This is a genomic window from Arsukibacterium sp. (assembly GCF_036735525.1).
Classification (GTDB): Bacteria; Pseudomonadota; Gammaproteobacteria; order Enterobacterales; family Alteromonadaceae; genus Alishewanella.
Genome location: NZ_DAINOE010000053.1, coordinates 1 through 22,206, shown reverse-complemented (window position 1 = coordinate 22,206; position 22,206 = coordinate 1). Strand labels below are relative to the sequence as shown.

The window sequence follows — 22,206 nt, the reverse complement described above, 5'->3', positions numbered from 1 at the left end:
GGGTCGTTAAAGCGAGCATCAAACCGGAAACCCCACAAGCGACGGCCATTGGGTGAAAAAAACGGATCAATCCAGATTTCATCATCACCAAAATAGATAAAATCGTTATCGCGGGTGACACCAGGGAAGTGATCTAACGCATTCTCTGGCACCCAGGCGCCTTCAGCATCGTTTAACTGATTTATTGGCGCCGGGCTGGATACGGCTGTTGATTTCGTACGTGAGTAAAATAAATCGGTATTCCATACTAAACCATTGCTCAGGTCACGGTTAAACATTAAACCGGCTGATGCGCTTTTAATCGGGCTGCGCAATACATCATCTTCGTTGCCGTAATAAGCACAAATCTCCTCACCAAACTCAGTAGTGACAAAAGGCGTAGCGCAATCAGGGTTACCAATCTCATCGCCGCTGCGAGCAGAGTTAAAATAAATGTTAGGGGTACCCTTTGGCAGGTAAGAATAATTACTGGCTAAAATAGGCGTACGGGTAAAGTCACGGTCCTGCGCGGTAAAAGCCTTGCGATCATAAAAATCAGCAAATAACGTCAGGTTACCTCCAGCCACTTGTTGGCCAATGATAAAGTTAACGTTGGCGGTGCCTTCGTTGCTGGACGCTGTACTGTTGCCATAAGAAACGTTTAGCTCAGCTTTGTCGTAGTCTTTCTTCAGAATGTAGTTAATAACACCGGCTACGGCATCGGCACCATAAATTGCCGAGGCACCGGTCGCCAGAATTTCCACCCGCTCAATCGCGGCCAGCGGAATACTATTGATATCAACAAAATTTTGTGTGCCAGCAGCAAATGATGACGCGGCAACCCGACGACCATTTATCAAGGTCAGGGTAGAGGACGGGCCTAAACCTCGCAGAGAGGCCGCGGCCTGTCCGGCTGGTGTTGCTGTTGAAGTCGCACCGCTCTCAGATGTTGAGAAGGTACCGTTTCCACCGCGAACCTGGCCCAGATCGCGCAGTAATTCGTACACTGAACTGGCACCTGAGTTTTTAATATCCTCTGCTGAAAGCACAACTAAAGGTTGGGCGCCTTCAAGGTCAACACCTTTAATGCGTGAACCGGTCACTTCAATGCGCTCTACTTTTTGTTCTTCTTTGGCGACTTCTTCTGCAGCGAAGGCAAATTGTGACATCGCTAAAGCGCTGGCAACCGCCAGAGCTGATTTTGATAGTTTATTCATGTAAACACCTGTTGGATTAACGGCACAACAGCAGCAGTCTGCAGTCGCATAGCCGAATTAAGCTTCGTTTTTGCTTTATTGCTTTAAAATTTGAACGAATAAAAACGCAGAGCAAGCCTAACCGCAGTCAAACGGTAAGCGTTGTCTGTAACGTTTCTACTCGTTAAACCACTCAGAAAGGTAGTATGACGAGTAATGATATGAACCGAGCATCAAGGCTTTCTTTAACATATCGCTACTTTTATAATAAATACCCGGCTTGCGAGTATTGGGGTTAAACACTGATTTTGCTGATTTCACTTTTGATGGTGACTAGCAGCAGCTTATTTCTACTTCTAATTGGCAAAGATGTCAATACAGGATAATCTATTGGCCTGAACCTTAGGGGACAGTTGTGCTGCTAACCCTTTGCTGGTGTAGCCTGCTGGTAAAATTGCTGTTTAAAATAAGAAAGAGATAATGAAAAAGCTAACGACTTGTATCACAGCCATGCTGTTGGCCCTGCCTGTTTCTGCCAATGTAGCAACGAGCAAAATGCCTGATTTCTCAATGATGTTGATTGGTGGTGGTGTAAAAACCTGTAGTTCCACCTCTGATCGATATTGTCGAAGCGCTGACATTTTTTCAGCTGCAGCAAAAAAACATGCATTATTTCAGTTATCAGAAGCAAATTTAGCCGCAATTAACAGTGCTGGTTTCTGGAGTGAAGATCGGATAATTGAACAGCAGCAGACATTGGCCGTGCTGGAATTTATTCGCAGCCGCCTCGATCAGCAGTCGATCAGCGAACGCGATTTATTACGTTACTGGCGTGGTGCTGAAATTGAAGTAGATGGTGTTTGGGTGGCAGGCAGACTCAATTATGCAAGTTTAAGCGAACATGAGCGTAACTTTGTGTTTGACCAATTAGAAGTGCCAGTACTGGGTACAGCTCGTGGCAGGCCTAATCAGCGCCTTCGTGAATTTGCCGATTTAAGTCAAACCACAGATGCGTTTTCAGTCGAGCTCTATACCACTTTTATTGAGATGGCACAGCAAGTGGCCGGCCCCAGCCGTAAACCGCGGGTGCTAGTGGTAACGGCGTCTTCACGTGACCCTTTTGCGGCAGTAGATTTTTATACCAATTTACTAGAGGAAGCCGGTGCTGAAGTCAGTTGGCTACCGTTAAATGCCGCCTATCAGGCCGCACAACAAGCGGAAGATCGTCAGGCTTGTAATAATTTATCCGATTTTTTAGCGCAAAAGCATGGTACTTATCAGCGTGAGCGGGTCTATCCCGATTTGATGTCACAGTTTAAAAGTTTTTGCCGGGCAGGAAGTAAAGCTGCCGTTGAACAAATTCGCCGCTCTGATGCGATTTTTTTTAATGGTGGCGATCAAAGCCTGACGGTGCAGGCATTACGCTTCGATGATGGCAGCCCCTCACCCGAATTACAGCAAATAGACCGTATGCTTAAAGCAGGTCAGATTGTGGTTGCCGGAACCAGTGCAGGTACAGCTGTGATGTCAGGTGGTAGTTACCAGGGGCATCGCGCACCTATGATTACTAACGGTGACAGTTTTACCGCTTTGCAATTTGGCGCCTTTGACTTACCTGCTCCTGCCGCAGGATGCGACAAAGATCAAAGCTGCAGCAATGGCCTGGCAGAGAACCATCTGACTTACAGCAGTGCAGGTGGACTTGGGTTATTTCCCTGGGGTGTGCTAGATACACATTTTTCTGAACGTGGCCGACAGGGACGGCTGATCCGCTTATTACATGACAGTCAAACCAGGTTTGGCTTTGGTGTTGATGAAGCTACTGCCCTGTTAGTAGGCTTTAGCCGAAACAGCGATGATCCCGAAGTGCGGATGAGTGTTATTGGCGAAAGCGGCGTTTATGTGGTGGATATGCAAAATGCGACCAGCAGCGGTGAGGGCGCGGCTTTGCTGCTCACTAATGTGCAAACCCATTATTTAACGCGTGGCGATGAGATGGAGCTGCGTGCAGGCCAATTACGTAGCCGTTTTGCCGACTGGAAATTTGCACCAACTAATACTCAATCGCCTATGCTGCTATCAGGCGAGATTTTTGAACGTGACAATTACCGGCAGCTGGCACAGTTATTATGTTCTACCCAAGCCAGGCAAGCTGATGGCCGTTCTGTCCGAATTGGTCAGGGGTACTCACTAAAAATTGCCAAAGATCACACTGCATACAGCCGGCAGGGATCGTTCAGACAGTTTGGCTCAGAGCTCCAATATTGCTCATACCGTAACTTTATGTTGCAGTTACAACCGGCTGAATAAGGTTTTACTAAGCTAGGTAAAAACTAATGCAAAGTCCTGTCCATCCACAGGTAAAATCGTTTGCGGCTATGATCCGTCAGTGGGGCCGCCTGCGATTTGGGTTAATCCTGTTGGCATTGTGTTGTCTGGCCGTTTTGCTGTTTTATTTTGGCGTGACCAGTTTGCTGCAACTGGAGCGCCAGTTACCCCAGCTATATTATTTGCTGGGGTTATGTCTGTTAACTATGCCAATTTTGATCAGCGTGGTGTTTTACTTAACCCTGCACCTTGATGCTACCTTATTGTATTTGCAGGACTCTGCGCATCAGGAGCGCTTGCTCAGCCAAAGTATGCAGGACAGCATCCGACAACTTAACTTTGAAATTGAAGAACGTAAAAAGGCCTTTCAGGCCAAACGCCGGGCGATTGACGAGCTGCGAAAAGAGATCTCAGAGCGCAAAAAAACCCAGCTTGAATTAGAAGAACAAAGTTTGCTTATCCGTTCTATTGTCGATAGTTCACCTGACTTATTTTATTACCGGGACGAAAAAGGCTGCCTGGCCAGTTGCAATAAGATGTTTGAAATCATCATGGGTAAACCTGCTGCACAACTGATTGGCCACAACCCAGCTCTCTTGTATGCAGATGATAACCCGCAAGCAGCAATTCTTACAGAATATCAACAGGTTGCCGAGCAAACTGAGTTAACTCTGGATGTAGAGTTTTTACGTGAAGATGGTCAGGTTCTGTGGTTTGAACTGCGCAAAGTGCCGTTTTATGACCGCTATGGCCGCTACATTGGTTTGCTGGGGTTTGGTCGGGATATTACCTCCCGCAAACTGGCTGAACAGGCACTGGAAAAAGCCTATCAAGACAAAGGTAAGTTTATAGCTACGCTTAGCCATGAGCTGAGAACACCACTTAATGGCATAGTAGGCTTAAGCCGGCGATTACTGGATAGTCAACTTGGCGAACCGCAACAAGGTTGGGCTAATACCATCTTTAGCAGCGCTGAAACTCTGGGAAATATTTTCAATGATATTATTGATTTAGATAAGATTGATCGCCAGGATCTGGATATTGTTTATCAAAGCGTGCACGTGCAAAGCTTTATCAATGACATCGCCAATTTTGCAGAATTGATTTGTCAGCAAAAAGGCCTGCAGTTTAATTTACAGTGTGATGGTGAATTAGACATATACCTTAAACTGGATGCCACCCGCCTGCGACAAGTATTATGGAATTTGTTAAATAACGCCGTAAAATTTACCAGCCAGGGTCTGGTTAGCTTACACTGCCAGTTCTTGACGCAACCCCAAATGCGTCTGGCCTTCAGTGTAATTGATACCGGTATTGGTATTGCGCAAGACGAGCAAGCGCGTATTTTTGATATGTATTATAAGTCCAGTGACGGCCGGCGCATGAGTATTATGGGTTCTGGAATAGGCCTATCAGTTTCAAGGGCTTTGGTAGAAGCCATGCAAGGTAAAGTCAGTGTCAAGAGCTTGCCCGGCGAAGGCAGTTGTTTTTCAGTTTCATTGCCGACCGAGTTGGTACTGGCGCCCTCGGAAAACACCATTAATTGCCCGGAGCTCACCATATTATTAATTGAAGATGTGCCGTTGAATGCCGAAATTGCCACTGCCTTACTGGAGCAGCGGGGACACACCGTTATCCATGCTGATACCGGCGAAGATGCGATAGCGTTGTTAGAGACAGAAGATGATATAGATCTGGTGTTGTTGGATATGCAATTACCCGATATGAATGGCGATCAGATAGCCCGTTATATCCGCACAGAAAGCCATCTTTCAGCCATCCCTATTGTGGTGTTAAGTGCCAATGTCCGAAAAGCTGAGGAGCAATTGCAAAGCATTCATATTGATGGTGCTTTGGCTAAACCAATTAATACCAATAAGCTTGACCAGATGCTGGCACAATTGTTTTCTCCTAGCGCACTAAAAATCCAGCAATTAAGCCAGACCGAAACACCAGAGCACCAGGTACTGGATACGGCAATTCTACAAGACTATCTGCAGTCGCTTGGTCCGGATACAGTAAGGCGCAGTGCTCAATTATTTAGTCAATTATTACCAGGTTACATCAATAAGATGATTGAAGCGGCAGTGCTTCAGCACGCAGAAGAGTTCAGGGAAGCAGCACATAAACTTAAGGGTGCGGCAGCATCAGTTGGCTTATTGTGGGTGCAGCGTCAGGCTAAAAAATTAGAACAGGACGAATTGCAGTGGCTGGGACTGGAACGGCAATTGGTAGACTTTCATTTAACGACAGAGCAGCAACTTGCTGCTCTGTATCAGTACATCGACGATTTTAAAGCCTGAGCTTATTTGTCGATTTTACCAACGAAGCGGTAGCCTTCACCGTGAATGGTGCTGATTAACTCCGGACTGTCGATATCCGACTCAAAGTGCTTGCGGATACGGCGGATAGTTACATCAACAGTACGATCGTTTGGCCGTAAATCGCGACCGGTCATATGACGGATCAGTTGCTCACGCGTGAAGATTTTACCAGGGGTGTCCAGCATCAGGCGCAGCGCCCGGTACTCACCCTTTGGTAAACGACGCGCCATGCCTTTAGGAGATGTTAAATTACGGCTGTTTTCATCCAGCGTCCAGCCATTAAACTTGACGACGCTTTTATGCTCTTCAACGACTGGCTGCGCAACGGTACGATTTAACAGGTTACGGGCGCGGATAGTCAGCTCACGTGGGTTGAATGGTTTGGTCAGATAATCATCAGCGCCAATTTCTAAACCCAGGATGCGATCCACTTCGCTGTCGCGTCCCGTTAAGAAGATTAAACCAATGTTCTCTTTCTGGCGTAATTCACGTGCCAGGATTAAACCATTTTTACCGGGTAGATTGATGTCCATCACTACCAGGTTGACTTTATTTTGAGCCAGCTGTTGGTACATTTCGTCGCCGTTAAGAGCTTCGATAACATCGTAGCCCTCGCCCTGAAACAAACTAACCAAATTTAATCTGGTTACTTCTTCATCTTCAACGATTAAAATCACAGGTGTTTGCATTAGAGTTAAACCTTATGTGGATTTTGTGAAAAGTATAGCCTACAAAAGCATTATAGTTGACACTGATATTGTCAAATAATAACTAATTATATCTACAAGGCGAATTGTTAACAAGAAATTTTGTTAACAATTCGCATAAGCTAATTTTGAATATGGGCTTTTTATAATTTAGATCATAATAAACAATCACTTAGCCTATGTTTTGTTAGTATTGCTGGTGTCAATCACAGGGAACTCTATCAAAATTTCAATACCCTGACCCAAAGTGCTTTCCAGTTGTATTTTGCCATGTAATGCCTGGGTGACTAAGTTATAGACCAGATGCATACCCAGACCGCTGCCGCCAGCGCCTCGTTTGGTAGTAACAAAGGGGTCGAAAATGCGTTTTTTAATGTTCTCTGGTACCCCGGTGCCATTGTCACAGTAACGTATCAGGCAGTTTTGTTGCACATATTGCACCTGAATAGTGATTTCACCTTGTTCCTGCTGCTCAAAAGCATGGATTAGACTATTCATAATGAGATTAATGAAAATTTGATTTATTGGGCCCGGTTTACTGTCAATATTCAGGTTGGCAGGGCAGTCAACATTGATAATGTGTTGGGTTTTTTTCAGGTTTGGCCGCAGTGATAGCAGTACTTCGTTGATTAACTGCAGCATATTAAATTGCCGGCGATTGTCGTTGGATTGATCTACCGCTACCTGTTTAAAGCTGCTGATAAGGCTGGCAGCCCGATCCAGATTACGGTAAATAATGCCTAGGTTTTCCTTACTGTCGAGTAAAAACTTTGCCAATTGACTGGCTGTCAGATTTTTATCGTCAAAGGATTTTTGTATTTCCTGCAGTTTATCCTGCATCAGGGTGGAGGCGGTCACACCCAGCCCGATAGGCGTATTAACCTCATGCGCCACGCCAGCGACCATTTGCCCCAAGCTGGACATTTTTTCGGTTTGTACAATCTGGCTTTGGTATTGGTGTAACTTGGCTAGGGTATCTAATAACTCCTGATTAGAGGCTTTAAGCGCTTTAGTGCGCTCAGTGATTTTATGCTCTAACTGTTGGTTTAACAGGCGAATTTCCTGCTCTGCTTCCTGTCGTTTTAACAGCTGCTGCTCAATACGGTCTAACATAGTATTAAAAGCGCGGCTTAGCAGGTTGTATTCGTGTAATGGCGCTGCCGTAGCGCGTAATTGGTAGTCTTTATCTTTGGCCACTCTTTGCATCAGGCTTAATAATTGATGCAGTGGTGCGGTGAATTTTTTTTGTAGTGCCTGAGCAATAAAAAAAGCTAACGACAAGGCAATAACAATAATAATAATATCGGTGACTATGCGGTTTTGAATATAGGCGGATTGCTCTTTACGGCTAACCCGCATGTATACATAGCCGAGCAAATCGGTGCCCTGCATCAGCGGTTTACTCAACTCAATATGATTATCACTGACATAGGGTTTATGCAGCTGCGTCAAACGGCTGAATTGCACCGGATGTGGGCCCACTTCCCGATGATTATAACTGGCAAAAAAATCGAACTGCTCAGTTGCTGGCTGCCACTTATACACATGTAAATTGTGAATCATATTAACTGCAGAAAAGGAGTTTAAGCGCTGTTCTTCTAAACTACTATCGTTACTTAGCAGACTGTCTCTGGCGTTAGAAGACAGGATGTTCAGATAACTATCCAGCTCGGCGAATAATTTTTGCTGTTGTAACTTGATGTCCTGCATGGTTGACAGTAACACGGCCGCAGATAATGTCAGGCTGCATACCAGCATGATGATCCAGATCAGCGCACTTTTAATAGAGCTGGTTTTATCTAATCCAATCATGCGTTTTGCCCTTTATCGCGACAGATTTTTTTAATCCCTTAATGATGTTATGCAGATTAACGCAAATTAGCAAACCACGCTGGCATTTTCTCAGTCAGCCATTATATTTACTGCAGTTGAGCTTGGAAGTGTGCTTATGTCGTTATGGGAAGCTTATAGGCAAACTATTTTTATATGTCATCAGGATGTGGCAGCTGAACTCAATTTTGCCATTATCAGTGCGCAAAACCCCTGGGGTAAGCTTACCAACCCGTTACTGAATCAGTGTTTGGACAAGCAATTTGAGCATGTGCTGCAACAGCGCCGGCTGCTTTGCCGCAAAGTCACCGGCGCTGCACCTGATTTCAGTGTGCAGGAAAAAAGCTGGATAGTGATCTGCGATAAAGCACAAGCCTGGCAGTTAGCTGAGCAATGCCAGCAATTAGCCATGTATTGGGTTGAGCAGGGGCAGTTGTATCTGGTGCCGGTGCTGGCGCAGCAGCAGGAGTGTGCGATGGGCAGTTTTGTCGCGCGCCGCTTGCTAATGCCTTAACGCTCGCGTCGTAGTATCTGCAGTATAGGCTCTAGATCGCGCCCGAGTTCCGCTTGCAGTTGTTGCCGGTACCTATGCTGCTCTAGCCGCTGTGAACCACTACTGGCTGGTTGTAGCAAGGGTTGAAAGTCGGTTACACAAATACATAAAATTTCAGTTTTAGGCTTATCCGGTAATTGCACCGCCCGGTACAGTTTGTGTGGGCAGGCTTTGACGCGGTTGGCGGCTTGCAAGCAGGTAGGCTCTGCTGCCACGGGGAGTGGCAGCAGTATGCTGAATGATATTAAAGTGCTAGCGGTTAAATGCCTGATACACAACAAAACCATGCTCCCGTGCCAATACTGTGACTTTAGTAAATACCCGCTCGAGTATCGTCTGGTAAGCCAGATGATTATTCGCCACCAGGGTTAAACTGCCGCCAGGCAATAAACGTTGTTTGCTTTGCTCAATAAAAGCTTCACTGATGCTGTAATCGGTTTTTAACCCGGTGTGAAATGGCGGGTTACTGACAATATGATGAAATTTTGCAGGTTGCGCCGGTAAACCGGCCGCTGCCACAACTGTGCCTTGCAGTTGATTCGCCTGTAGTGTGGCCTTGCTGGCCGCCACAGCAAGGGCACTGATGTCAGAACAGTGCAGCTCAATGTCGGGTGCTTGCTGTTTTAAAAAGGCACCAACAATGCCGGCACCACAAGCAAAATCAAGCACTGTGCCCTGATTGATATGCGTCAAATGCTGCAGTAACAAGGCAGTGCCTACGTCTAGCTTGCCATGATTAAACACACCGGGTAACGAACAAATGGTCAGCTTGCCGGCAGTCGTGGTAATGTGAAACTGGCTGAAGGTACTTGCTGGCGATTGTTGTAAGTTGCCACTGACTGAAAACCACAGGCAATGTTTAGCGCTGTCCAGCTTGTGTGCATGTAAGCCCAATTTGCTGGCATGGTTGGCCAGACTTTTAATACCACCCTTGTTATCACCGACCAGATAGAGCTGGCTCTGTGCAGTCATTGCGCTGGTCAGTTGTTGTAAAGTAAACGCCAGCTGCTCCTTACTTTTCGGATAAAACAGCACTATGGTATCGAATGTCTCGCTGGCAAAGGCTTGCTCAACCTGGGGCTGTGCACTGAAGATGCACTTTATCCCGGCTTGTTGCCATTTATCCTGTACTGCCGCATCAGTGCTCCAGCAGCTGACATGCGGTAGGTTTAACTGAAAGCCCAATTGATCGGCTTCAGGTTCCACCACTAAGATTCGGCCCTGTAAATCGGCAATATTGCGAAGCACCATCTGGCTGCTGTTAGCAAGCATTAACTTATCCTTTTAAACATCAGATCCCAAACACCGTGACCAAGCCTCTGACCACGTTGTTCAAATTTGGTTAAAGGCCGCTGCTCTGGCCGTTCCACATAATCTGCGTTTAGCGACAAGTTTTCGTAGCCGGGGGCAGCTGACATCACTTCAAGCATATGTTCGGCATAATTTTGCCAGTCAGTAGCCATATGAAATACACCGCCTATTTTCAGTTTACGGCGCAGTAGCTGGACAAAGTCCGGCTGCACTATACGTCTTTTATGGTGCTTTTTCTTGTGCCAGGGATCAGGAAAAAATAGCTGTACTGTATCTAAGCTCTCATCGGCAATGCTGTCAGCCAGAACTTCTACCGCATCGTGCTCAAACACCCGTAGATTTTTAACATCTTGTGCTACCGCCTCTGACAGGCAAGCGCCAACACCGGGGCGATGCACTTCAATGCCGATAAAATCGGTATCTGGCGCGGCTTTAGCCATTTGCACTAAAGATTTACCCATACCAAAGCCAATTTCTAATACTCTGTTACTTTGCCGGCCGAATAGCTGATCTAAATCCAGTGGTGTTGCTTGATGGTTTAAACCGTATTCGGACCAATAGTGGCTTAGCGCATGCTGCTGACCTTTGGTCAGTCGGCCTTCACGCAGCACAAAAGAGCGGATCCGCCGCATATAGGTTGGTTGCTCGTCTGTTGCAGGGCTTGCTGCAGGCGTCTGCTGCTCTGGCGCTTGGCTCATCTATTTACTCCGGGCCTGATAATTAGCCGGTTATTATCCTTGGATTAAAGGCCAAGCTCAACCTAATAATGGTTAAACTGCATTGGCAGCAGCTGTTATACTGCCAAGCTAAAATAAAGTTGCTATTTAAAGCAGCAAGTTGTCATAGGAGTTAGCCTTGGATCAGCAGTGGTTTGCAGCGGAGTTACTCAGTTGGTATCAGCAACATGGCCGCAAGACCTTACCCTGGCAGCAGCAAAAAAGCCCTTATAAAACCTGGCTCAGTGAAGTCATGTTACAGCAAACTCAGGTAGCAACGGTTATTCCGTACTTTGAGCGTTTTATTCAGCGGTTTCCTGATGTCACTGCCTTGGCTAATGCGCAACAGGACGAGGTGCTGCACCTGTGGACAGGCTTAGGCTATTACGCCCGTGCCAGAAATCTGCACAAGGCGGCGCAACAAGTGCGGGATCTGCATCAAGGGAAGTTTCCACAGCAATTTGAACAGGTGCTGGCGTTACCCGGGGTGGGGCGCTCCACTGCGGGTGCTATTTTGTCCCTTAGTCTAGGCCAGCATTATGCGATTTTAGACGGTAACTGCAAGCGGGTATTAAGCCGCTTTGCTGCTATAGATGGCTGGCCGGGTACTAAAGTGGTAGAGCAACAGCTGTGGCAGTTAGCAGAGCACCTTACGCCAGAGCAGCAGGTTGCTGAGTTTAATCAGGCGATGATGGATTTAGGCGCTTCGCTGTGTAGTCGCAGTAAACCGGATTGCGCCGCCTGCCCATTAAAACGTCGCTGTCAGGCGGCACTGAGGGGCGAGCAAGCATGCTATCCCGCGAAAAAGCCTAGAAAAACCTTGCCAGAGCAACACAGCTTCTGGCTGATCGTGCACACTGAGCAACAGGTATTATTGCAACAACGCGAGGCCAGCGGCTTATGGGGTGGCTTATGGGGCTTCTTGGAATTTGATTCTGCTCTGGCCCGGCAGCAGTTCATGGCCGGTCAGGGCTGGTCTTGCCATACAGAGCAGCCATTACCTGCGTTTAAGCATACCTTTAGCCATTATCACTTGTGGATACAGCCGACTATTTTGCAGTTAAGCACTTTCCCTGCTGTGGTGCAGGAGCAATCTGTACAGCAATGGTTTACAATAACCCAGATACCTGAGGTCGGGCTGTCAGCACCGGCTAAGCAATTATTCCAACATCTTATGCAACACCAGCAAACGGAGACGAGTATTAATGAGTCGCACAGTGTTTTGTGAATATCTGAAAAAAGAAGCCGCCGGTCTGGATTTTCAATTATATCCGGGCGAGCTGGGTAAAAGAATTTTTGATGGCATTAGCAAAGAGGCCTGGAGCTTATGGCAGGCTAAACAAATTATGCTGATTAACGAGAAAAAGCTGAATATGATGAACATGGAGCATCGCAAATTGCTGGAAGAGCAAATGGTTGCCTTTTTGTTTCAGGGGCAAGAGGTTGAAATTGAAGGTTACAAACCTCCAACTGCATAATTTCAGCGTGCGCTGACTAGTAATCCCGCCATGCAGGTTTATAATTCGCATTAGAAAATTTAATTAATGGATTGCTATGGCGCGCCGCTTACCCCCGTTAAATGCACTAAAAGCTTTTGAAACTGCAGCCCGGCATCTTAGTTTTACTAAGGCTGCCGAGGAAATGTATGTTACACAGGCAGCGATAAGCCATCAAATTAAAGCATTAGAAGATCATCTGGGCTTAAAGTTATTTATGCGCAAAAACCGCTCCCTGTTATTAACAGAAGAGGGGCAAAGCTATTTTCTGGATATCAAAGAAATATTTTTACAGTTACATGATGCCACCGAAAAATTATTGGCCAGAGGCGCAAAGGGCTCGTTAACGGTGAGTTTGCAGCCCAGTTTTGCGATTCAATGGCTGGTACCACGCTTAAATAAGTTTAGCGAACTCCACCCGGATATTGATGTGCGCATTAAAGCTGTGGATCAGGATGAAGGCTCGCTAACCGACGATGTAGATGTGGCTATTTATTATGGCCGCGGCAGTTGGCGTAACTTGCATGCTGAAAAGCTGCACACTGAATATTTGCTGCCTGTTTGCTCTCCCTTATTGCTAAGCCGGGGCAAACCGCTGAGTGAGCCTGTTGATTTAAGTCAGCATAATTTATTGCATGATGGCTCACGCCGCGCCTGGAAAGCCTGGTTTACCACTCAGGGCTTTAAAAGCTTTAATGTGAATCAGGGGCCTATTTTCAGTCATTCTTCTATGGTGTTGCAGGCGGCTATTCATGGGCAGGGTGTGGCATTAGCGCATAATGTACTGGCCCGGCCGGACATTAATTCCGGGCGCTTAATCGTGCCTTTTAATCATGTGTTGATTAGTAAGGATTCCTACTATCTGGTTTGTCGCGAAAGCCAGACTGAGCTTGGCAAAATTGTTGCTTTTAAACAGTGGATGCTGGATATGGTTGCCGCAGAGCAAGTGGATTTTGCCGAGCAGCAATTTACTAATGCCGTGGCGCTGGATGAATAGTGCGAATGACAGCTCCAAATGAGTAACTTTGATCATGAGTAGCTACAAGGCTAGGCTTATGTTGACCCATGGCGCGGGTGCCGGCTGTAACAGCGATTTTATGCAGCAGTTAGTAGCCGCTCTGGACGCACAAAACATTGCGGTAAGCCTGTTTAATTTTAGCTATATGCGCCAGGCGCAGGCGACTGGGGTGAAACGTCCGCCGGCTAAAATGCCTGTGTTGCTGCAAGAGTTAGAGGCAGAGCTGGCGCAAATAGCGAAAGCGAGTTCAGCTGGTTTCCCGCTGTTTATTGGCGGCAAATCTATGGGGGGGCGGGTAGCCAGCATGCTACAAAGCTCTAATGTTAAAGCAATATTTGCTTTTAGCTATCCATTTCATCCGCCCGGTAAAAGCCAATGGCGCACCGCGCATTTTGACACCCTTAACCGGCCATTGTTTATTATGCAGGGTGAGCGGGACCCTTTCGGACAGCGCGCTGAGTTAGCTGAATTAAGTTGGCCTCAGGTCAGGCTAAAGTGGCTTGCCACTGGCGATCATGATTTTAAACCCACTAAAGCCAGTGGTTTGACACAGCAACAACTGATTTCGGCCGCAGCCACTTATTGTAGTGAGATGATAGATGAAATACTTCTGGCCAGTTAGTAATAGCCTGACTGCGTTATACGAGGCCGCTGTAGTTGGCCTGGCCGCTGCATTGATGCATAAATGGGCAGCACTTGATAGCGATGATTTTGGCCGCTTATTAAGCGCCATCAGCATACTGGGGTTTCATACCTTAGCCTTGTTGGTTACCGGCCGTCAGTTAGCATCGGATAAACTGATAAAATGTGTGGTGCTGTTCTGGCATAGTGGCTTGTGGTTATTTTGCTGGACCTTGTTTGCCGGCGTGCTGACATTACCATTTTACTATACTGCCTTAGCACCCTTAGGTGGACAAATTTTGATTATTGGCTGGTTGATGCTTGTGGTAAGCGCCTGGCAAAAGGATATTAAATGAAACAGTTATTATTGTATTGCCGGGCCGGTTTTGAAAAAGAATGCGCAGCAGAAATTCAGGATCACAGTGCTCAATATCAGGTATTTGGTTTTTGCAAACTTACGGCCAACACTGGCTATGTGGTGTTCGAAGCCTATGACGAGACTACACTGGCCAGGTTTTTTCGTGATGCTGATTTTCAGCAATTTATTTTTATCCGGCAGTGGATGTTGTTGGTAGCCCCTTTATTGGAATTAGATCCCAAAGATCGGATAACCGCTATTGTGGACGCAACGCTAAGTGCTGAGCTGAGTGGTTTAGGACAAATCAGGGCCGAGTACCCGGATACTAATGATGGCAAAACCTTGTCAACCTTAGCGCGTAAGTTAACGGTCCCTTTGCGCCAGAGTTTGCGCAAAGCCGGGGTTTTACTGTTAAAAGAGCAGCAGCGTGCTGCGGTATTGCATTTGTTTTTACTCAGCGGTCAGCAAGCTTACTTAGGGATATCCTATCCGGAAAATAACTCAGAGCTGGAAAACGGCATTATGCGGCTGAAGTTTCCAAACGAAGCGCCCAGCCGCAGTACTCTAAAACTGGAAGAGGCATTGATCCGTTTCATTCCAAAAGACGACTGGGACAAGCGGCTGGCGCCTGGCATGCTGGCGGTAGACTTAGGCGCCTGCCCGGGTGGCTGGACCTATCAGCTGGTGAAACGCAGCATGATGGTAACGGCCATAGATAACGGCCCTATGGCACAGTCATTAATGGATACCGGCCAGGTAAAACACTTTATGGTCGATGGCTTTAAATATGAGCCTTTTAAAAAGAATGTGTACTGGCTGGTGTGTGACATGATTGAGCAGCCGCAACGGGTGGCCGAGCGAATTGCCGACTGGATTATTAATGGCTGGTGTCAGGAAACTATATTTAACCTTAAACTGCCGATGAAACGGCGCTATGAGACAGTCAAAGAAGTACTAGAGCAGTTCGAAAATAAACTACTTAAAGCAGGCATTCGTTATGAGTTGCAAGTAAAGCACTTGTATCATGATCGGGAAGAAGTAACGGTACATCTGCGTAACCTGGTGCTGCGCTAACAACGGCTTGTTACAGCCGCCTTAGTCAGTTATCGCCAGCTTTAGCCACACTAATCTATGATCGGAGCTGGCATCTCTGGACCCCACCAGGCGGTAGTCAGCCTGCTGGGGTTCTGGCCAAAAAACACCTTTTTCAAGTACCTTAAAGCCTTGAGTTGATGGCAGTACGTAATCTACCTGCATGCGCCAAACGGCGGTATGAAAACGGCCATGCGGGTTGTCAGGGGTATGTGCCGCACCGCCGGCACTGTGTGGCATGGATTCGCTCTTCAGGCGTGGATGCGCTAATAAGTTTTGGATCCCGGTTTTAATGGCATCGCCTTCATTAATCGACGCATTCAAATCTCCTAAAATGATAAATGCATTGTTTTCGGCCAATCCACCATACTGACCTTTGTCGTCATAAATGTAGCTACTGCTGGCAGGTGTTAAATAATCAGTCCAAAAACGAATTTCGTCATGATTGCGTTTGCCGTTGCGATTTTCCGGGCCATCAAATACTGGCGGTGTTGGGTGGCTGGCTAGCATATGCACAGTGTTCTGGCCAACGAGTATCGGGATATCCCAATGCGACTTTGATGACAATGGTATTTGCTGCCAGGCTTCATCGCTATACCAGCGGCTGCCATCCGCCTTTTTAGTGGGCAGATAATCAGGCATATCCTTCCATTTAAAATGCTGGAAAGTACGAACTTGCTCGGTTTTTATCGGGTATTTTGATAACAACAGCATGCCATATTGTCCCGGATAAAAGCCATAACCCCAGGCATCAGCGCCTACTCCTGTCGCCTTGCCATCATTATCTAAATCAAAGGGGCTGGGCTGGCCGGTATTTACCGTGCTGTAAAAGTAATAGGGATAATCAATGGCTTCACTGCCCGCTTGTGGTGTATTAAGGTAATTCTTGATAAACGCTTTTACACCAAGGGCAGGGTCAGCAATATAGTCAAATTCATTGAGTAAAATAATATCTGGCCGCACCCGCTGAATAATAGCGGCAATATTTTTAATTTGCGGATGTGAGTCTGTTTTCAGTAAATCTATAAGTACCTGTGGGCTAACTGTTTCGCCTATTGGCAGATAGTTTTCAGCCTCCATACTGACATTAAATGTAGCAACGGTTAACTGTTGGGCATGGACTGGCATGATCAAACTCAGCATTAACAAAAAAAAGGGATAAAAAAATACAATATTCATTGTCGTTACACACCATTAAGTAGAAACCAGCATAGACTAAGCAAAAAGCGGTTACCAGATCCAAGCTTGCTAAAAAGCCTGAGTGATATTTTTTGAGCAATTTTAGTACAGTGAGTTCGCAACTCCGACCAGCCATGTTACACTATTATTACGGCCAGCTTTGACAGTAGAGGTTCCTTAAAGTTCCCACATCTGCCTCTGGCGTAACGAAAGTGTAATAATTGTTCGTTACCATTATCTCCCAAATTGAACACAACATTTGTATTCAACTGGAATTAGATAAAAAACACACACAACTACCAGGTGATAAACGTTATGAAAATTAAACATCTAGCTTTGGCGGTAGCATTAGGACTTGGCGTCAGCCAGTTTGCTCACGCCGACACCACGTCTTCAATTCGTGGCGTTGTGGTCAATGAAAGTGGGCAGACCATAACCAATGCCAGCGTTCGCTTAACGGATAACCGTACTGGCACCAGCAGAACCTTTATATCGAACGAGCAAGGCTCTTTTTCTGCACGTGGTTTGCAGGTTGGTGGTCCATACACCTTAGAAATAACAGACAGTGCTGGCCGTAAAGAAATTCTTGAAAATGTTTTTCTGACCTTGGGTGAAACACAAAACATTAATGTAACCATCAGAACAGCTGCTGAAATTGAGCGCATTGCTGTTACTGGCCAGATGCTGACTAACTCTGCTTATGGAAGCAGCAGCCCGGTAGCTAACTTTAACCTGGCGGACTTACAGGATTTACCAAGCATCAACCGCGACCTGACTGACATCGTAGCGGTTGACCCACGTATTTATATCGACGAAGGTTTTGCCCGTGGTATCCAGTGTAATGGTGCCAGCCCGCGCTTTAACAGCCTGACTTTAGATGGCGTGCGGATGAACGATAACTTTGGTTTAAATAGCAATGGTTATCCTACTGAGCGTATGCCGTTCTCATATGATGCTATCCAACAGGTTGCCGTTGAGTTTGCGCCGTTTAACGTTAACTACGGTGGTTTTACTGCGTGTAACATCAATGCGGTAACCAAGTCGGGAGCCAACGAAATGTTTGGCTCGGTATTCTTCGACTTTAACAACCAACGTTTACGCGGCCGTGAGCTGGAAGACACCCGTATTGACCGCGATCCATACAGCGAAAAACGTATGGGCTTTAATGTCGGCGGCGCTTTAATTCAGGATAAGTTGTTCTTGTTTGCCGCTTATGAAAAATATGAAGGTGCCAGCACTTTTGATCGCGGGCCTTTTGACTCGAATCCAGGTACTGAAGTGCGTGGTTTATCACAAGCTGATGCTGATCGTATTGCACAGATAGCGTTAAATCGCTACAACTATACTGTTGGCGCGCCTATTACCTCTTCTCCGGTAGAAGATGAAAAGTTACTGCTTAAGTTAGACTGGTTTATTAGTGATGAGCACCGTTTAGCTTTCACCTATAACTATAATGATGGCGCAAGCATATCTCAGGCAGCTGGTGGCAACTCAAACTATGAATTCTCTGACCACTTTTATACCCGTGGTGCTGAGTTTAAATCTTATGTAGCACAAGTTTTTTCTGACTGGACCGATAACTTTTCTACCGAAATGCGTATCAGCCATTCAAAGCTGGATAACCGCCAAATTAATTTAGGTGGTAATCAAATTGGCCAGGTTCAAATTGATACGCGTGCGAATAATACCAATGCTACTGTATATTTGGGTACTGACCGTTCACGCCAATCTAATAAACTGAAGTACGACACAAACTTTATTAAGCTTGCTGGTACTTACCACTTTGGCGACCACGTAATTTTTGGTGGTTATGAGCGCGAAGAGTACAACGTATTCAATATGTTTGTGCAAAACTCTTTAGGTCGTTATTACTTCCGCAATATCGACGCTTTCGAAGCGGGTACGCCTTGGCGAATTGAATATCAGAACAGTGCTGGAACAAATAATCCGGCAGATGCGGCTGCTGACTTTGGATACGCAAATAATACTCTGTATTTACAAGACGAGTATTACATGGCTGATTATGACCTTACCTTAACTTATGGCCTGCGCTATGACTGGTATGAGAGTGATGACCGCCCGGGTGCAAATGCTGCCTTTGCTAACCGTTACGGCTTTAGCAACGATAGTAATTTTGATGGGATGAGTTTGTTGCAACCTCGTTTAGGCTTTAACTGGAATGCATCTTCTAATCTGGAAGTGCGCGGTGGTGTAGGTCTGTATTCAGGTGGTAACCCGAATGTCTGGTTAGCTAATGGCTATCAAAACAACGGCTCTACTTTAATTTTTAACCGCTTAGGTGTGAACCAAAATTCTACTGCTAACCTGCCAAGCTTATTTGAAACGGCTTTATCAGGCCAGGGGCGTCCATTATACGATATTCCGCAGTCTCAACGGGATTTTGTAACTAATGCCACTACCGACGGTAGAGTAAATGCTTTAGATCCTGACTATAAGTTGCCTAGCGAGTGGAAATATGCTTTAGGTGGTACTTACACCTTTGACAACCGCTTAGTAGCCATGGCGGATTTCTTGTATACCCGCGCGCAAAATCAGTCGATAGTTCGTGACATTGCCTTGGAACAAAAAGGTACAGTGTTGGATAATCGCCCGGTATTCGGTCCTATTGAAGGTTCTCGTACTGGTGATTACTTACTAACTAATTCAAGTTATACAGCCAATAAATATTCATTAAGTGCATCTTTATCACGTAATGAAGATTTTGGCCTGAACTGGACTATAGGTTACGCTTTCACTAAATCTGAAGACGCTAACCCAATGACCAGTTCAGTGGCGGGTTCTAACTTTAACAATTTCGCCCGTACTAACTTTAATGACCCGGAAATGGCTACGTCTAATTATGAGACGCCACATCGCTTTACCGCACGTGCTATCTACAAGCATGATTTTGTAGATAACTACACTACCACGTTCAGTTTAGTGGGCTCGCATAATAAAGGCCGGCCATTTAGCTACACTTTCCAAGGTCAGATATTTGGTGATACTACCTCTGACCGTCAGTTACTTTATGTACCGACTGGTGTCAACGATCCATTAGTTGAATTTGGCCCTGGCTTTAGAACTGCAGATTTCTTCAATTTCATTGAAAGTTCAGGTTTAAGCAAGTTTGCTGGTCGTACAGCAGACCGTAATGCCTTTAGCAGCGATTGGTGGACTAAGGTTGATTTCCGTATTCAGCAGGAATTACCAGGTTTTAGCCCTAAACATCGAGCTAAAGCATTCTTTGTTATTAAAAATTTAACTAACCTGTTAAACAAAGACTGGGGCGTACTGTATGAAGCTGAGTTCCCACAATCTGAACGTGTAGTTGTTGCTCAAACGTTGGATAACGGTGTGGTGCGTTATAACACATTTAATGATCCTCGTGCTCAAGGTCGTCGGGTTAACCCATCAGTATGGAATATCGTATTAGGTATTAAATACGACTTTTAATACTGCTGTAGGGTAATCATTACCAAGCAAATCCCGTCTGCGACAGCAGGCGGGATTTTTTTATTTCTAATTGCGGCATAATTAGCGATAATTGCCAGCTGTTTTACTTTTATTGAGTAACTTCGTGGCTAAAAGAACTATTATCGCCATTGCTGGCGCATCGGCTTCTGGTAAAAGCTTATTTGCTTCAACGGTTTATCAGGAGCTGGTGGCTGAATTGGGTGGCGAAAGAATTGCCATTGTCTCTGAAGATGCTTACTATCGCGATCAAAGTCATTTGTCTTTCGAGCAAAGAGTACTGACTAACTATGATCATCCGTCTGCTTTTGAGCATGAGTTATTAGTAGAACATTTGCAGCAATTACGCACTGGCCATAGCATTGCTATGCCGCAATACAGCTATAAACTGCATACCCGTCTGGAAGAAACCATCAAGGTGCATTCTGCTAAAGTGATTTTAGTGGAGGGCATCTTGTTACTGACTGATGAAAGATTACGGCATGAATTTGATATTAGTGTCTTTATGGATACCCCTTTAGACATTTGCCTGTTACGGCGCATTAAACGTGACCTGGAAGACCGCGGCCGTAGCCTGTCTTCAGTTACAGAGCAGTATGAAAGCACTGTACGGCCTGCTTTTTTTGAGTTTATTGCACCTTCGAAGCAATATGCTGACTTGGTGGTGACCCGTGGCGGTAAAAACCAAATCGCTATTGATATAATAAAAGCAAAAATTCGTCAGTTACTGGCGGAATAACCTTCAGGGAACACATTATGATGGGATTAGTCGGCATAGTGGTGCTGCTTTTGGTGGCTTATGCAGCCTCAGCACATCGCAGCAGAATTAACTGGCGTACGGTTGGTGGTGCTTTTGCAATTCAACTATTAATTGGCGCCTTTGTACTTTATGTGCCTTTTGGCCAGGACGTGTTGTATAGCATTTCTAAAGTTGTTGCCAATGTCATTGGCTACGCTAATGCCGGTATACTGTTTTTATTCGGTGATTTGGGTAGTTTTTCACAAGGCTTTATCTTTGCTATTCATGTGCTGACTATCATCATCTTCTTTTCATCATTAATTGCTGTGTTGTACCACATTGGCGTAATGACCTGGGTTATTCGATTAATTGGTGGTGGTTTGCAAAAATTGCTTGGTACCAGCCGACCGGAATCTATGTCGGCGGCGGCCAATATTTTCGTGGGCCAGACTGAAGCGCCGTTAATTGTAAGGCCCTTTATCCCCACCATGACCCGCTCAGAATTGTTTGCGGTCATGGTAGGCGGCCTGGCCTCTGTTGCCGGCTCGGTCCTGGCTGGCTACGCCGGTTTAGGCGTAGAACTGAAATATCTTATAGCGGCCAGTTTTATGGCGGCTCCAGGTGGTTTTTTAATGGCAAAAATGATTTTGCCAGAAACCGATACGCCAAAAAATGAACTAACTGAAATCAACGCTGATAAACCCCATACCAATGTCATTGATGCAGCAGCAGCCGGCGCCTCCAGCGGTATGCAACTGGCGTTAAATGTCGGCGCTATGTTATTGGCTTTTGTCGGTTTAATCGCGTTAGTCAATGGCATAGTGGGTGGTATTGGCGGTTGGTTTGGTGTTGAGGATTTAACACTGCAATTGATTTTTGGTTATGTGTTTCAACCGCTAGCCTTTATTTTAGGGGTATCCTGGGAGGAAGCCAGGGTGGCTGGCAGCTTTATCGGTCAAAAACTAGTGATTAATGAATTTGTCGCATATCTCGATTTTGTTGGGTATATGGAGAAAAATGAGTTAAGTGCGCATACACAGGTAATAGTGACTATTGCTTTATGTGGTTTTGCTAATTTTTCTTCCATTGCGATATTGTTAGGTGGTCTGGGTGGTATGGCACCAGGCCGCCGGGCTGATATTGCCGAGCTGGGTTTAAAAGCCTTACTTGCTGCAACATTGGCTAACTTAATGAGCGCTGCAATTGCAGGGTTCTTTTTTTCCTTAGGCTAACAAACAGGTCTTTTATATGACACAGCAAGTTCCAACGTTAGATATAAGACGGTTTG

The 22,206-nt window shown here is 45.8% G+C and carries 19 protein-coding genes; 12 read left to right on the top strand and 7 right to left on the bottom strand.

The annotated features are described in order from the left end of the window. Positions 1-1,196, bottom strand: a 1,196-nt coding sequence (locus V7D78_RS11360) for a TonB-dependent receptor plug domain-containing protein (RefSeq protein ID WP_333608569.1), incomplete at its 3' end; no start/stop codon positions are given. A gap of 459 nt (positions 1,197-1,655) precedes the next feature. Between V7D78_RS11360 and V7D78_RS11355 the strand changes: the two genes are divergently transcribed. Both V7D78_RS11355 and V7D78_RS11350 read left to right on the top strand, forming a co-directional pair. Beyond that, positions 1,656-3,485 (top strand): cyanophycinase, encoded by a 1,830-nt coding sequence (locus V7D78_RS11355; protein WP_333608568.1) that lies wholly within the window; start codon positions 1,656-1,658, stop codon positions 3,483-3,485. 26 nt (positions 3,486-3,511) lie between these two features. Continuing rightward, complete coding sequence (locus V7D78_RS11350) at positions 3,512-5,806, top strand: ATP-binding protein (protein ID WP_333608567.1); 2,295 nt, start codon at positions 3,512-3,514, stop codon at positions 5,804-5,806. A 2-nt stretch (positions 5,807-5,808) separates the two neighbouring features. On the opposite strand, the gene arcA is transcribed toward V7D78_RS11350, so the two are convergent. Together arcA and V7D78_RS11340 are read right to left on the bottom strand one after the other, a co-directional pair. Then, positions 5,809-6,516, bottom strand: a complete 708-nt coding sequence (arcA, locus tag V7D78_RS11345) for a two-component system response regulator ArcA (RefSeq protein ID WP_333608566.1) — start codon at positions 6,514-6,516, stop codon at positions 5,809-5,811. Between the two features lie 195 nt (positions 6,517-6,711). Further along, a complete protein-coding gene (locus V7D78_RS11340; protein WP_333608565.1) occupies positions 6,712-8,346 on the bottom strand; it encodes a HAMP domain-containing sensor histidine kinase in 1,635 nt (544 codons plus the stop codon). A 136-nt stretch (positions 8,347-8,482) separates the two neighbouring features. Between V7D78_RS11340 and V7D78_RS11335 the strand changes: the two genes are divergently transcribed. Then, entirely contained in the window at positions 8,483-8,878 is a 396-nt protein-coding gene (locus tag V7D78_RS11335) for a DUF3293 domain-containing protein (RefSeq protein ID WP_333608564.1), read from the top strand. On the opposite strand, the gene V7D78_RS11330 is transcribed toward V7D78_RS11335, so the two are convergent. The 3 genes from V7D78_RS11330 to trmB are packed head-to-tail and all read right to left on the bottom strand — an operon-like array spanning position 8,875 to position 10,860. Further along, positions 8,875-9,132 carry a hypothetical protein gene (locus V7D78_RS11330; RefSeq protein ID WP_333608563.1) on the bottom strand — a complete coding sequence of 86 codons (258 nt, stop codon included), beginning with the start codon at positions 9,130-9,132 and terminating at the stop codon, positions 8,875-8,877. The genes V7D78_RS11335 and V7D78_RS11330 overlap by 4 nt on opposite strands. 37 nt (positions 9,133-9,169) lie before the next feature. Further along, positions 9,170-10,189, bottom strand: coding sequence for a class I SAM-dependent methyltransferase (locus V7D78_RS11325; RefSeq protein WP_333608562.1), 1,020 nt, complete (start codon positions 10,187-10,189; stop codon positions 9,170-9,172). After that, positions 10,189-10,860, bottom strand: coding sequence for a tRNA (guanosine(46)-N7)-methyltransferase TrmB (gene trmB, locus V7D78_RS11320; protein ID WP_333608570.1), 672 nt, complete (start codon positions 10,858-10,860; stop codon positions 10,189-10,191). The genes V7D78_RS11325 and trmB overlap by 1 nt, the downstream gene beginning before the upstream one ends. Positions 10,861-11,083: 223 nt before the next feature. On the opposite strand from trmB, the gene mutY reads away from it, so the two are divergent. The 6 genes from mutY (at position 11,084) to rlmM (ending at position 15,511) form a co-directional block, all read left to right on the top strand. Further along, entirely contained in the window at positions 11,084-12,172 is a 1,089-nt protein-coding gene (gene mutY, locus V7D78_RS11315; RefSeq protein WP_333608561.1) for an A/G-specific adenine glycosylase, read from the top strand. Further along, positions 12,150-12,422, top strand: coding sequence for an oxidative damage protection protein (locus V7D78_RS11310; RefSeq protein ID WP_333608560.1), 273 nt, complete (start codon positions 12,150-12,152; stop codon positions 12,420-12,422). Before mutY ends, V7D78_RS11310 begins: the two co-directional genes overlap by 23 nt. A 76-nt stretch (positions 12,423-12,498) precedes the next feature. Continuing rightward, positions 12,499-13,437: a transcriptional regulator GcvA gene (locus tag V7D78_RS11305; RefSeq protein ID WP_333608559.1), complete on the top strand. Its 939-nt coding sequence runs from the start codon at positions 12,499-12,501 to the stop codon at positions 13,435-13,437. Positions 13,438-13,495: 58 nt separating this feature from the next. Beyond that, the gene (locus V7D78_RS11300; protein WP_333608558.1) at positions 13,496-14,080 is read left to right on the top strand and encodes an alpha/beta family hydrolase; all 585 of its coding nucleotides are present in this window, start codon (positions 13,496-13,498) and stop codon (positions 14,078-14,080) included. After that, positions 14,058-14,435, top strand: coding sequence for a DUF423 domain-containing protein (locus V7D78_RS11295; protein WP_333608557.1), 378 nt, complete (start codon positions 14,058-14,060; stop codon positions 14,433-14,435). Before V7D78_RS11300 ends, V7D78_RS11295 begins: the two co-directional genes overlap by 23 nt. Further along, positions 14,432-15,511: a 23S rRNA (cytidine(2498)-2'-O)-methyltransferase RlmM gene (gene rlmM, locus V7D78_RS11290; RefSeq protein ID WP_333608556.1), complete on the top strand. Its 1,080-nt coding sequence runs from the start codon at positions 14,432-14,434 to the stop codon at positions 15,509-15,511. Before V7D78_RS11295 ends, rlmM begins: the two co-directional genes overlap by 4 nt. Positions 15,512-15,532: 21 nt before the next feature. Here rlmM and V7D78_RS11285 read toward each other — a convergent pair whose 3' ends face one another. Beyond that, a complete protein-coding gene (locus V7D78_RS11285) occupies positions 15,533-16,657 on the bottom strand; it encodes an endonuclease/exonuclease/phosphatase family protein (protein ID WP_333608555.1) in 1,125 nt (374 codons plus the stop codon). A gap of 366 nt (positions 16,658-17,023) precedes the next feature. Here V7D78_RS11285 and V7D78_RS11280 point away from each other — a divergent pair, with 366 nt between their 5' ends. The 3 genes from V7D78_RS11280 (at position 17,024) to V7D78_RS11270 (ending at position 22,150) form a co-directional block, all read left to right on the top strand. Further along, positions 17,024-20,161, top strand: coding sequence for a TonB-dependent receptor (locus V7D78_RS11280; protein ID WP_333608554.1), 3,138 nt, complete (start codon positions 17,024-17,026; stop codon positions 20,159-20,161). Positions 20,162-20,285: 124 nt separating this feature from the next. Further along, entirely contained in the window at positions 20,286-20,918 is a 633-nt protein-coding gene (gene udk / locus V7D78_RS11275; RefSeq protein WP_333608553.1) for a uridine kinase, read from the top strand. A 17-nt stretch (positions 20,919-20,935) separates the two neighbouring features. After that, the gene (locus V7D78_RS11270; protein ID WP_333608552.1) at positions 20,936-22,150 is read left to right on the top strand and encodes a NupC/NupG family nucleoside CNT transporter; all 1,215 of its coding nucleotides are present in this window, start codon (positions 20,936-20,938) and stop codon (positions 22,148-22,150) included. The last annotated feature ends 56 nt before the right edge of the window (positions 22,151-22,206 follow it).

What these genes read in the sequence shown, in the direction of transcription:
- V7D78_RS11335 (WP_333608564.1), top strand. Translation starts at nt 8,483, where the DNA reads ATGTCGTTATGGGAAGCTTATAGGCAAACTATTTTTATATGTCATCAG.
- arcA (WP_333608566.1), bottom strand. Translation starts at nt 6,516, where the DNA reads ATGCAAACACCTGTGATTTTAATCGTTGAAGATGAAGAAGTAACCAGA.
- V7D78_RS11270 (WP_333608552.1), top strand. Translation starts at nt 20,936, where the DNA reads ATGATGGGATTAGTCGGCATAGTGGTGCTGCTTTTGGTGGCTTATGCA.
- V7D78_RS11355 (WP_333608568.1), top strand. Translation starts at nt 1,656, where the DNA reads ATGAAAAAGCTAACGACTTGTATCACAGCCATGCTGTTGGCCCTGCCT.
- V7D78_RS11285 (WP_333608555.1), bottom strand. Translation starts at nt 16,657, where the DNA reads ATGCCAGTCCATGCCCAACAGTTAACCGTTGCTACATTTAATGTCAGT.
- V7D78_RS11280 (WP_333608554.1), top strand. Translation starts at nt 17,024, where the DNA reads ATGAAAATTAAACATCTAGCTTTGGCGGTAGCATTAGGACTTGGCGTC.
- V7D78_RS11350 (WP_333608567.1), top strand. Translation starts at nt 3,512, where the DNA reads ATGCAAAGTCCTGTCCATCCACAGGTAAAATCGTTTGCGGCTATGATC.
- V7D78_RS11300 (WP_333608558.1), top strand. Translation starts at nt 13,496, where the DNA reads ATGTTGACCCATGGCGCGGGTGCCGGCTGTAACAGCGATTTTATGCAG.
- V7D78_RS11325 (WP_333608562.1), bottom strand. Translation starts at nt 10,189, where the DNA reads ATGCTTGCTAACAGCAGCCAGATGGTGCTTCGCAATATTGCCGATTTA.
- V7D78_RS11295 (WP_333608557.1), top strand. Translation starts at nt 14,058, where the DNA reads ATGAAATACTTCTGGCCAGTTAGTAATAGCCTGACTGCGTTATACGAG.
- V7D78_RS11310 (WP_333608560.1), top strand. Translation starts at nt 12,150, where the DNA reads ATGAGTCGCACAGTGTTTTGTGAATATCTGAAAAAAGAAGCCGCCGGT.
- trmB (WP_333608570.1), bottom strand. Translation starts at nt 10,860, where the DNA reads ATGCGGCGGATCCGCTCTTTTGTGCTGCGTGAAGGCCGACTGACCAAA.
- rlmM (WP_333608556.1), top strand. Translation starts at nt 14,432, where the DNA reads ATGAAACAGTTATTATTGTATTGCCGGGCCGGTTTTGAAAAAGAATGC.
- V7D78_RS11305 (WP_333608559.1), top strand. Translation starts at nt 12,499, where the DNA reads ATGGCGCGCCGCTTACCCCCGTTAAATGCACTAAAAGCTTTTGAAACT.
- V7D78_RS11340 (WP_333608565.1), bottom strand. Translation starts at nt 8,346, where the DNA reads ATGATTGGATTAGATAAAACCAGCTCTATTAAAAGTGCGCTGATCTGG.